10 protein-coding genes and 1 pseudogene are annotated in these 10,114 nt (G+C 64.6%); 7 read left to right on the forward strand and 4 right to left on the reverse strand.

The window, feature by feature from the left end:
* The 4 genes and pseudogenes from EN925_RS09685 to EN925_RS09700 form a co-directional block, all read left to right on the forward strand.
* Positions 1 to 334: pseudogene (locus EN925_RS09685) on the forward strand (diaminopimelate decarboxylase); the annotation flags it as partial.
* 39 nt (positions 335 to 373) lie between these two features.
* A complete protein-coding gene (locus EN925_RS09690) occupies positions 374 to 1,315 on the forward strand; it encodes a threonine/serine dehydratase (protein ID WP_127369895.1) in 942 nt (313 codons plus the stop codon).
* A 237-nt stretch (positions 1,316 to 1,552) separates the two neighbouring features.
* Positions 1,553 to 4,141, forward strand: a complete 2,589-nt coding sequence (locus EN925_RS09695) for a TIGR02302 family protein (RefSeq protein WP_127385274.1) — start codon at positions 1,553 to 1,555, stop codon at positions 4,139 to 4,141.
* A 112-nt stretch (positions 4,142 to 4,253) separates the two neighbouring features.
* Positions 4,254 to 4,625, forward strand: a complete 372-nt coding sequence (locus EN925_RS09700; protein ID WP_063169090.1) for a glyoxalase superfamily protein — start codon at positions 4,254 to 4,256, stop codon at positions 4,623 to 4,625.
* On the opposite strand, the gene EN925_RS09705 is transcribed toward EN925_RS09700, so the two are convergent.
* Positions 4,604 to 5,485 (reverse strand): LysR family transcriptional regulator, encoded by an 882-nt coding sequence (locus tag EN925_RS09705; protein WP_024503767.1) that lies wholly within the window; start codon positions 5,483 to 5,485, stop codon positions 4,604 to 4,606. The two genes, EN925_RS09700 and EN925_RS09705, sit on opposite strands and share 22 nt — an antisense overlap.
* Before the next feature lie 222 nt (positions 5,486 to 5,707).
* Between EN925_RS09705 and EN925_RS09710 the strand changes: the two genes are divergently transcribed.
* Positions 5,708 to 6,655, forward strand: a complete 948-nt coding sequence (locus EN925_RS09710; protein WP_164753801.1) for a DMT family transporter — start codon at positions 5,708 to 5,710, stop codon at positions 6,653 to 6,655.
* Here the strand turns inward: EN925_RS09710 and EN925_RS09715 are convergent, their stop codons facing one another.
* The 3 genes from EN925_RS09715 to EN925_RS09725 all read right to left on the reverse strand — a co-directional run bounded on the left by EN925_RS09715 (position 6,656) and on the right by EN925_RS09725 (position 8,471).
* Complete coding sequence (locus EN925_RS09715) at positions 6,656 to 7,027, reverse strand: response regulator (RefSeq protein WP_024503765.1); 372 nt, start codon at positions 7,025 to 7,027, stop codon at positions 6,656 to 6,658.
* A gap of 74 nt (positions 7,028 to 7,101) precedes the next feature.
* Positions 7,102 to 7,644, reverse strand: a complete 543-nt coding sequence (gene hpt / locus EN925_RS09720) for a hypoxanthine phosphoribosyltransferase (RefSeq protein ID WP_027162903.1) — start codon at positions 7,642 to 7,644, stop codon at positions 7,102 to 7,104.
* 182 nt (positions 7,645 to 7,826) lie between these two features.
* Positions 7,827 to 8,471 (reverse strand): hypothetical protein, encoded by a 645-nt coding sequence (locus EN925_RS09725; protein ID WP_127369225.1) that lies wholly within the window; start codon positions 8,469 to 8,471, stop codon positions 7,827 to 7,829.
* 192 nt (positions 8,472 to 8,663) lie between these two features.
* Here EN925_RS09725 and ftsE point away from each other — a divergent pair, with 192 nt between their 5' ends.
* Positions 8,664 to 9,323: a cell division ATP-binding protein FtsE gene (gene ftsE, locus EN925_RS09730; RefSeq protein WP_010911739.1), complete on the forward strand. Its 660-nt coding sequence runs from the start codon at positions 8,664 to 8,666 to the stop codon at positions 9,321 to 9,323.
* Positions 9,316 to 10,114 (forward strand): ABC transporter permease (locus EN925_RS09735; protein WP_164894171.1); only part of this gene is annotated, 799 nt, incomplete at its 3' end. The genes ftsE and EN925_RS09735, both read left to right, overlap by 8 nt.

Raw genomic sequence — 10,114 nt, forward strand, 5'->3', positions numbered from 1 at the left:
CATCCGGCCGACGCTCTACGATGCCTTCCACGATATCCGTCCAGTCGTGCAGCCGCCGGCGGACACGCCGCGCATGATGGTCGACGTCGTCGGCCCGGTCTGCGAGACCGGCGATTATATCGGCCTGGACCGCGATCTGCCCAGGCTGAAGGCCGGCGACCTGATTGCCGTCTCCACCGCGGGCGCCTATGGCGCGGTGCAGGCCGGTACCTACAACACCCGCTTGCTGGTTCCGGAAGTGCTGGTCGACGGCGACCGGTTCCACGTCGTGCGCCCACGCCTGACCTATGACGACCTGATCAGGCTGGATTCCGTGCCCGACTGGCTTGCATAGAAGCGCCGGAAACACACCGACCCGTCAAAGGGAGCAATCATGACGAACGGCATCACCGTCACACGCGAGCGCATTGCCGCGATGGAACCGCGCATCCGCCCCTATATCAGGCACACGCCGGTGCTGCGCGTCGACATGGCCGACTTCGATCGGCCGCCGCTGGCCGTCGACCTGAAGCTCGAATGCCTGCAGCATTCCGGCTCGTTCAAGGCGCGCGGCGCCTTCACCAACCTGCTGGAGCGTGCGGTCCCAAAGGCCGGTGTCGTCGCAGCATCGGGCGGCAACCATGGCGCGGCCGTCGCCTATGCCGCCATGCGGCTTGGCCACAAGGCGACCATCTTCGTTCCCGAAGTGAGCCCGGCAGCCAAGCTGGAACGGATCCGCTCCTATGGCGCCGAGCTGATCGTCGGCGGCGCCCGCTATGCCGAAGCGCTGGCCGCCAGCGAACGGTTCGCCGAGGAGACCGGCGCCTTGCAGATCCATGCCTTCAACCAGGAGGAAACGCTCGTCGGCCAAGGCACGCTCGGGCTCGAAATCGAGGCCGATTTGCCTCGGATCGACACGCTGCTGGTCGCTGTCGGCGGCGGCGGTCTGATCGGCGGCATCGCTGCCTGGTTCGCGGGCCGCATCCGCATCATCGCCGTCGAGCCGGAAGGAGCGCCGACGCTGCATCGCGCCTTCGAGGCCGGACACCCCGTCGATGCGCCGGCCGAGGGCATCGCCGCCGATTCACTGGCGCCAAAGCGCGTCGGCGAAATGATGTTCCCGATCGCCGAGGCCTATGTCGAACGCTCGATCCTGGTCGGCGACGACGACATCGTCGCCGCGCAGAAGGCGCTGTGGAACCGAACCCGCATCATCTCCGAGCCGGGAGGTGCGGCCGCCTTTGCCGCGATCCTGTCGGGCCGCTATGCGCCGGCACAGGGCGAACGGGTCGCCGTGCTGGTCTGCGGGGCGAATGCGGATCCCACTACCTTCTAAAGGGCCTGCTGCCTTCTAAAGCGATGCAGGATGGAACTATAACGGTCCACTTCACGTTTTTTCGAACCGCCTCGCCTTTGCCGTGTTTGCTGGTATTCTTTGAGTCGTGAGGCGTCGGGCTATCTGCCCGCTCCACAGCATGATCCCGAAACATGGAATCCCTTTCGGAACAGATCATGCTCAAAGGGATAGGGCCGCATCCCGGTTTCGGGATGCCATAGGCTCAAGGAAGGGCCGATGACGCAACGACCCACCTTCAGCAGCGATCGCGGCCTCGCCGGGCGGCTGGCTTTGAGCAGGCTGGCCACGCGGGTCTCGATGGTGGTCGAGCGCGGCTGGCCGTTGCTGCTTCCCCTCGTCATCGTTGCCAGCCTGTTCCTCAGCATCTCCTGGCTCGGGCTATTCTCCCGGCTGCCGGATATGGCGCGCATCGGCCTGGTCGCTGCCTTTGCCGTAGCAGCACTGGCCGCGCTTTATCCCCTGCGTTTCTTCCGCCTGCCGGGCGCCGGCGAAATCGACCGCCGCATCGAGGCAGCCAATCAACTGTTGCACAGCCCGGTGCTGGTGCAGACCGACCGGCCAAGCGGCCGGGAAAGCAGCTTCTCGCAGGCGCTATGGCGCGAACACCAGAAGCGCATGGCCGGAAAGCTCGACAACCTCGGCGCCGACCTGCCGCGCACGCGCGTGCCGGAGCGCGACCCTTGGGCCCTGCGCGCGGTAGCGGCCCTTTTGCTCGTTACCGCCTTCGCCTTCTCCTTCGGGCCGACGGGCGGCAGGATCAGCGACGGGTTCAATGCCCATGGCGCGCGCGATATCGTGCCGCCGCGCATCGACGCCTGGGTGACGCCGCCGTCCTACACCGGCAAGCCGCCGATCTTCCTGACCGCCGACGCCAACCAGGCCATCCCGACCTTTACGGTTCCCGAAGGCAGTGACGTTTCGCTGCGCGTGACGGGCGGCTCAGGCGAGGAAACGCTCGGCTACGCCGACAAGAATGGCAATTCCCGCGCCATCGACCCGGCTGCACCGCAGGCCGCCGCCAAGCCGGCTGCAAGCCCGGCGACGCCGTCCAAGGTGCGCCAGTTCACCAGCAAGCTGACCGGCGACGGCACGCTGACGCTGACGTCGGGCGAGGACCAGCTCGGCCGCTGGGCCTTCGCGGTCGTACCGGACAAGCCGCCGCAGATCCGCTTCGTCGGCGAGCCCAAGCGCGCCGCCAACGGCGCCTTCGAGCTCAACTACCAGATCGACGACGACTATGGCGCCGCCACCGCCAAGGCGGTGTTCGCGCTTGCCGATCCGCAGGCGCCGAATGCGCGTCCACTGTACGGTGCACCTGAAATGCCGCTGACGCTGCCGCGTCGCGGCGGCAAGTCGAACGCCGCCAGGACCTCCAAGGACCTGACCGAGCATGTCTGGGCCGGCAGCAGCATCAAGCTGACGCTGGTCGCTACCGACGATGCCGGGCACACCGCATCGAGCGAAACCAAGACGCTGCTGATGCCGGAGCGGCCTTTCGCCAATCCGCTGGCACGCGCCGTGATCGAACAGCGCCGCCTGCTGGCGCTCGACGCCAACGCCAAGCCGCGCGTGCTCGACCTGATGGACGCCATCACGCTGCGGCCGGAAGACACCTTCGACAACATGTCCCACTACCTCGCCATCATGAGCGCCCGCACCCGGCTGAAGATGGCCGACAGCGACGATCAATTGCGCAGCGAGGTCTCCTATCTCTGGGAAATCGCGCTCGGCATCGAGGAAGGCAATCTTTCGGCCGCCGAAAAGCGGCTGCGCCAGGCGCAACAGGCGCTGCAGGACGCCATCAAGAATGGCGCCAGCGACGCTGAAATCGAAAAGGCGATGAAGGAACTGCGCGAGGCGATGAACCAGTTCCTGCAGGAATTCGCGGAGCGCGCCAAGCAAAATCCCAACGCCCCGCAGATGCAGCAGAATGGCCAGGAACTGCGCCAGAGCGACATCGATCGCATGATGGACCAGATCGAGAACCTGGCGAAGTCCGGTGATCGCGACAAGGCCCAGCAATTGCTGTCGCAACTGCAGGACATGATGAACAATCTGCAGGCCGGCCGGCAGCAGCAAGGCGGCCAGCAGGACAGCGAGATGCGCCAGCAGATGGACAAGCTGGGCGAGATCCTGCGCCGTCAGCAGGAGATGATGAACGACACCTTCCGCATGGATCAGATGCAGCGCGGCGAGCGCCAGCGCGGGCAGAACCGTGACGAGCAGCTCGGCGAAGGCGGCCAGGATGAGGACAGACCCGGCGTCGGCGAAGACCGCGATCCGCTCGCCCGGCAAAAGCCGATGACGCCCCAGGAATTCGCCGATGCGCTGAAACAGCTGCAGCAGGGCCAGGGCCAGTTGCAGAGCGACCTCGAACAGCTGAAGAAGGGCCTCGAAGGCATGGGTATGGAGCCCAATGAAGGATTTGGCGAGGCCGGCAAGTCCATGGGCAATGCCGAACAGGCACTCGGCGAGGGCGAAGGCGATGCGGCCGTCGGCCATCAGGGCCGGGCGCTGGAAGCGCTGCGCAAGGGCGCCAAGGACATGATGAAGCAGATGCAGGCCATGCAGGGCGACCAGGGTGGCGGCGAGGAAGGCGGCCGCCAGCAGAACGCCGATCGCGATCCGCTCGGCCGGCCGCGCGCCAGCCAGGGTCCCGATTTCGGCGATTCGGTGAAGGTGCCCGACGAGATCGACGTCCAGCGCGCCCGCCAGATTCTGGAAGCGATCCGCAAGCGGCTCGGCAATGCGCTCAGCCCTGACATCGAACGCAGCTATCTGGAACGGCTGCTCGAGCTGAAATAGAGCAATTCCAGGAAATGTGTGAAGCGGTTTTCCGTCCGGAATTGCGAAAAAACAAGGGGATTGCCGCCCCCGTCCATCCCACCTGAAAACCCTCTCGCACGGTTGCACCACCATGCCCAGACTTGGCGCCGTCACACCCATCCTGCGCATCTTCGACATTGCCAAGGCGCGTGAATTCTATGTCGGCTTCCTCGACTTCAAGGTGCAGTGGGAACATCGCTTCGCCGACGACGCGCCGCTCTACATGGCGATCGGCCGCGACGGCTGCGTCCTGCATCTCAGCGAACATCATGGCGACGGTGCACCCGGCATCGCCCTGCGCATCGAGGTCGAGGACATCACGGCTCTTCATGGCGAGCTGACCGGCAAAAACTACCGCTTCGCCAGGCCAGGCGTGGAAGAGACGCCTTGGAAGACCCGCGAGGTATCGGTCGCCGATCCGTTCGGCAACAGGCTGCATTTCTACGAGGATGCCGCCGGCTGACTGAGCCTGTTGACGAAGGCTTCGCGGATCGCATCCTGCATGCCGTCGATCGCCTCGCCTGACGCGTTCGGGTTGCGGTGCATCACCACGTTCGAGGAATCGATGGCGCCGAATCCGTCCGCCGTGGTCAGTTCACGACAGCCGTCCGGAATGTTGCTGCGCGAGATCGGCGCGATCGCCAGTCCGGAGGTGACGGCGAGCTTGAGGCCGCCGGTGGTGTCGCTGGTATAGGCGACACGATAGGCAAGATCGCGCTGCTCCAACGATTTGATGGCGAAGTCCTTGCACCAGCCGGCCCGGTTGTAGAGCGCGATCGGCACCGGCTGTTCCTCATGCATGTGATGCAGGGACGATGTCACCCACACGGTCGGGTCGTGCATCAGCACTTCGCCGCCGGCGGGATCCTGCCATTCGAACACCACGCACAGATCGAGCTCGCCGGCAGCGAGCGCCGCCATCTGTGCCCCGGAATGGGCATAGCGCACGGTGACCTCGACCTGCGTATGACGCTTCGAGAAAGCGCCGAGCGCGCGCGACAGGATGGCGTGGCCATATTCCTCCGGAATGCCGATGCGCACCGGCCCGCCAAGCGGCGCTGCCGCCATCGATGCCGACGTCTCGTCGAGCAGCGAGACGATGCGGCGGGCGTTGACGATGAGTTCGCCGCCGCGCCGCGTCAACGCGACGCCGCGCGAACCGCGCTCGAACAGGCTGGCGCCGATCAGATCTTCGAGCTTCTTCATCTGCATCGACACCGCGGATTGGGTGCGGCCGGCCTGCTCCGCCGCCTTGGTGAAATTGCCGGTCTCGGCAATCGCCACGAAGGTGCGCAGGAGGTCGCTGTCGAGGGTCGGCCGCATGAAATCCGCCATAAGAGAATTTGATTGCTGGCATCATTCCAATTCGTTTGCAACATGTCAAACGGCGGATGATAGTCGCCTCACCCATTGGATATGCGGCTGCGAAATCAGCCGCGGACCAATCAAGAGTCCTCACTCGTGCCCGCTGCCCGAAACGGTGGCGGGTTCTTTTTACCCCGCAGGCGGCAGCTTCGGATCGTACGCGCAGGAGCCTGGATGCAGATGCAAAATCGGATGGTGGGCGGCATCCTGAGCCTGTGCCTCGGCGTGCTGGTCTTTTCGCTGCAGGATCCGCTCGTCAAAGCCGTGTCGAGCGGTTATCCAGTGACCGAGGTGATGGCGATCCGCTCGATCGTCGCTCTGCCAATCCTGATCGTTCTGGTGCATGCCGACGTCGGCTTGCGGGCGATCCTGTCGAAGCGATTCGGCATGCTGACGGTGCGCGCCTTCATCCAGTTCACCTCCTATACGATGTACTACCTGGCCATCGCCGCCTTGCCGCTTGCCGATGCGGTGGCGCTTTATTTCATGGCGCCGCTGTTCATCATGGTGCTGGCCGGGCCCTACCTTGGCGAGCGCGTCTCCTGGCAGACACTGGCAACCGTGCTGATCGGCTTGTTCGGCGTCCTCGTGATGCTGCGCCCCGGCGCAGGGCTGTTCGACTGGGCAGCGCTGCTGTCGCTGGGCTCGGCGGCGCTCTATGGTTTTTCGCAGCTGATGGCCCGCAAGATCGGCGACACCGAATCGTCCACCGTGATGGCCTTCTATCAGAACGGCGCCTATCTGGTTGGCGCCGCCGTGGTTGCCGGCGCGTTTCACCTTGCCGGCATAACCCACGCCGTCCACCCCAGCCTCGAATTCCTGGTAAGGCCATGGCTTTGGCCGACGCTGCCGGATTTTCTCAAGATGGCCGCCTGCGGCTTCGTCGCCTCCGCCGGCATGATCCTGCTGTCGCAGGCTTACCGGATGGCGCCGGCCAACCGCGTTGCCACTTTCGAATATACCGGCATCCTGTGGTCGCCGCTGTGGGGTTTCCTGTTCTTCGCCGAGGTGCCGCGGTCGACGACCGTGATCGGTGCCGCCTTGATCATCGGCGCCGGCCTGCTGGCGCTCAACACCGAACGGCGCAAGAATGTTCCACCCGTGCTCGCTGCCGCCGACCCAGCCTGATCAGGCGAAGCAGATCAGCGCCCGTTCGACACGCGAGCGGATTTCAGCCAGCGTGAAGGGCTTCTGCACGACATCGAGGATGATGCCGTTCAATTCCTCGGCGCGCTCGCGCTGGTCGGCATAGCCGGTCATCAGCACGATCTTGATGGCGGGAAACAATGCTGCCGCCGCTATCGCCATCTCGATGCCGTCCATCTCCGGCATGCGGATATCGGAGACGACGAGATCATAGCCGCCACGCGCGGCCTGGATCAGCGCAAGCCCCTGCGCGCCATCCGCAGCGATATCGATTGTGTGCCCGGCGCGTTCAAGCGCGCGGGCGGCCAGGGTGCGGACGGACTCATCGTCCTCGACGATCAGAAGCTTTGCCATGGCCGGCATATTTGGCCGCCAAAAGTTGACTTTTCCTGAAAGCGCTGAGGATCAGCAAACCTTTTTGCTGCCGCTCAGGCATCCCCTTTGACGACACCGACAAAGGGCAACTCGCGAAAGGCATGGGCTACATCCATGCCGTAGCCGACGACGAAATAGTCGGGGCAGTCGAAGCCGACATAATCGGCATTGAGTTCGGTCTGGCGGCGCATGCGCTTGTCGAGCAGCACGGCGATCGAACAGCTCTTGGCGCCCCGCGACAGCATCAGCTCCCGGGTGAAGCTCAGCGTCTTGCCCGATTCGAGAATGTCGTCGATCAGCAGCACGTCGCGGCCAGCGACCTCATTGTCGATGTCGCGCAGCACCCTCACCTCGCCGCTGCTGGTGCCGGCGCCATAGCTGGAGATGAAGATGAATTCGACCTCCGGCGACAGGCCGACATCGTGCATGGCGCGGATGAGATCTGCGGCGAAGATGAACGACCCCTTCAGCACCGAGATCACCAGGAGGTCATGGTAGTCGTGTCCGGCAATCTCCTTGGCGAGTTCGAGATTGCGCCGCGCGATCGCCGATGCAGAAAACAGGACTTCGATGTTCTTGCCGCGTACAATTGGCATTTTTCGCCCCGCTGATTTTCTTGCCTAAACGCGTTCACGCCCAGCATGTGTTGAGATTCAGGTCAGGCTGAGTCGAAAACGGTGGTTTCCGAGAACCGGAGCGGAGCGTACTGAAGTACGTGAGCACCGGAAGCGCACGAAACCGCCGTTTGCGGCCAGTCTCACCTGAATATCAGCACACGCTATTCGGCGAAGGTGACCGATACAGTTCTTACACCGTTTCTAGGCACGTCGAGCCGGCTGGCAAAGCCGAATCTTTCGCCAGAGGCCAGCGAACGGCCGGATGTCCCCAACGTATAGCGGGTGATGTGCCCGTCATTGCCGGTCACCCGGATTTCAAGCGGCGGCAGCTGCGCCGGTTTGGCGCCGTCATTGGCGGCCTCGCCATCGACGAACAGCGCAGGGTTCGGTCCGGAAGCATCGACGCGTGACGTGACGCCCGAAATGCTGAGCGCCGACGCTTGCGCGCTGGACAGGAACGGCACCTGGCGCACCAGCGCGTGCCCGCCGGAAACCCAGAAGGCGGCCAAGGCAGCGCCGATGCCGGCGATCCAGAAGATCGGCCCGCCGCGCGAGGCTGGTAGCCGCTCCGGCGGGGCTTCGGGCTTGCGCAGCATGTCCATGCCTTCGATGGGTGGCATGACGATCGCACGCGGCAGCGGCGAAACGCTTTCCACGGCAGGTGCAAGGCGCGGCATCACCACGTAATCGGCATCGACGATGTCGGCGGCCGAACCGCGCATGAACCGGTCCGTCGCGGCAATTGCCGCCGGATCGGTCATGATTTCGCCGGAAACCGGGCGCGCGGTTCGATCGTCAGCCATCATGGCCCCAGCATTGCAGCACGTGTTCGCTTTTCGTTTCTTTTGCGTAAACACAAATGGTTAACGCTTCCCCACCGGAGCCCTCGTGACGAGTCGAAAGAGCCTAGGAATTAACCGCCGGTTAACCATGCCGGCCGATGGTCTTTACCCAGAACAGGCCGGCTCACTGCCGTGCCGAATTTCAGGTCGTCGAAATTGATTCGCTTCGAAAATGTCGGCCTCCGCTATGGCATGGGTCCGGAAATCCTCCGCGACATCTCCCTGCACATTCCGGAGCGCTCCTTCCAGTTCCTCAGCGGGCCTTCGGGCGCCGGCAAGACGACCTTGCTGCGCCTGCTGTTCATGTCGCTGAAGCCGACGCGCGGGCTGATCACCATCTTCGGCAAGGATCGCTCCCGCATTTCCCGCACCGAGCTGCCGCATCTCAGACGCCGGATCGGCGTGGTGTTCCAGGATTTTCGGCTGCTCGACCACATGACCACCTATGAGAACGTCGCGCTGCCGCTGCGCGTGCGCGGGCGCGAGGAGGCGAGCTACCGCACCGATGTCACCGAGCTGTTGAAGTGGGTCGGGCTGGGCGAACGCATGCATGTGCTGCCGCCGGTTCTGTCCGGTGGCGAGAAGCAGCGCGCCGCGATCGCGCGGGCGCTGATCGAGCAGCCGGAAATCCTGCTCGCCGACGAACCGACCGGCAATGTCGATCCGCCGCTGGCGCGACGCCTGCTGCGGCTGTTCATCGAACTCAACCGTCTCGGCACCGCCGTGGTGATCGCCACCCACGACCTCGGCTTGATGGAGCAGGTCGACGCGCGCCGCATGATCCTGGCCGGGGGAAGGCTGGACATCTATGACTGAACTGTCCGCCGAACATTTTGTGGAAAGGGAGCAGGACGCCGAGGCGACCGAAGCAAAGCCGCGCGCCCAGCGCAGGATGGCGCCGATCGTGCCGGCGCAGAACATCGCCGGCCGGGCGCTGGTGCTGGTCATCGCCATCATGACCTTCCTGTCCTGCCTGACTTTCGGCGCGGTGACGCTGGTGCGCGACACAGCGTCCGTCTGGGAGAACCAGATTTCACGTGAGGCAACGATCCAGATCAAGCCGGTCGACGGCCTCGACATGGAAGCAGCCCTTACCCAGGCCTCGCAGATCGCCGGCGAATTCCCCGGCGTCAAGGCGACCCGGATCATCGACCGCGAGGCGACCGCGCGGCTCCTTGAGCCCTGGCTGGGCTCGGGCCTCAACATCGACGAATTGCCGGTGCCGCGACTGATCATCGTCACCATCGACGAGAACAGCCCGCCCGATTTCGCCGCCATACGCGCCGCGATCACCCCGAAACTGCCGAGCGCATCGCTCGACGATCACCGCACCTGGGTCGACCGGCTGGTGGCGATGGCCCGCACCACGGTGACCATCGGCATCGCCGTGCTGGCGCTGATGCTGTCGGCGACGGTGCTGACGGTGGTGTTCGCGACGCGCGGCGCCATGGCCGGCAACGGTCACATCATCGAGGTGCTGCATTTCGTCGGCGCCGAGGCACGCTTTATCGCGCGCGAATTCCGCCGGCATTTCCTGGTCACCGGCATGAAGGGAGCGGCGGCCGGCGGTGCTGCGGCAGTGCTCGTGGTCATCGTCTTTTCCTGGT

The organism is Mesorhizobium sp. M7A.F.Ca.US.006.04.2.1 (genome assembly GCF_004022915.1).
GTDB lineage: Bacteria > Pseudomonadota > Alphaproteobacteria > Rhizobiales > Rhizobiaceae > Mesorhizobium > Mesorhizobium ciceri.

Bases quoted from the DNA above. Each gene is read 5' to 3' on its own strand.
- EN925_RS09705 (WP_024503767.1), bottom strand. From the start codon at position 5,485: ATGCGGCCGACCCTCGACAGCGACCTCCTGCGCACCTTCGTGGCGATT.
- EN925_RS09700 (WP_063169090.1), top strand. From the start codon at position 4,254: ATGCCCAGACTTGGCGCCGTCACACCCATCCTGCGCATCTTCGACATT.
- EN925_RS09710 (WP_164753801.1), top strand. From the start codon at position 5,708: ATGCAAAATCGGATGGTGGGCGGCATCCTGAGCCTGTGCCTCGGCGTG.
- EN925_RS09690 (WP_127369895.1), top strand. From the start codon at position 374: ATGACGAACGGCATCACCGTCACACGCGAGCGCATTGCCGCGATGGAA.
- EN925_RS09725 (WP_127369225.1), bottom strand. From the start codon at position 8,471: ATGATGGCTGACGATCGAACCGCGCGCCCGGTTTCCGGCGAAATCATG.
- hpt (WP_027162903.1), bottom strand. From the start codon at position 7,644: ATGCCAATTGTACGCGGCAAGAACATCGAAGTCCTGTTTTCTGCATCG.
- EN925_RS09695 (WP_127385274.1), top strand. From the start codon at position 1,553: ATGACGCAACGACCCACCTTCAGCAGCGATCGCGGCCTCGCCGGGCGG.
- EN925_RS09715 (WP_024503765.1), bottom strand. From the start codon at position 7,027: ATGGCAAAGCTTCTGATCGTCGAGGACGATGAGTCCGTCCGCACCCTG.